Here is a 392-nt window from a genome sequence, read left to right as displayed (position 1 = left end):
ATGTTTGACAAACACGCCAACCTCAAGTATAGGTTTGGGGATCGGCATTTTGGGGCGGAAGGTTATTATGTGAGTACGGTTGGACTCAATGAAGCCACAATTAAGAAATATATTCAAGATTAAAGAAATTATCCAGTGGATGATTTCTTCACGAGTATGAAAATTTGAGAACGAGTAAAGCATGATATAGCACTAGATAAATTGAGTGTAAAAGAATATGAGGATCCCTTTAGGGATAGTGGTAAGTAATACTAAAGCCTCTTTAAGAGGCAAGTGACGAGTCAAGAGCAATGAGGCTTGAACAAAGTGAAAGCCAGCGTCTTTAGGCGCTGGCTGGTAATTTGGGCTTATAGCCCTGGTACAAACCACCCGTTTTAGGGGTGGTCATGATT

Annotated in this window: 1 pseudogene; it reads left to right on the top strand. The window is 40.6% G+C overall.

What is annotated here, in order from left to right:
- Positions 1–249: pseudogene (locus HT721_RS10895) on the top strand (hypothetical protein); the annotation flags it as partial.
- Between the last annotated feature and the right edge of the window lie 143 nt (positions 250–392).

Source organism: Streptococcus sp. 4094, from assembly GCF_013277125.1.
In the GTDB taxonomy this organism is placed as follows: domain Bacteria; phylum Bacillota; class Bacilli; order Lactobacillales; family Streptococcaceae; genus Streptococcus.
The sequence above is the reverse complement of the archived record's forward strand: the minus strand, read 5'-3'. Positions and strand labels throughout refer to the sequence as shown.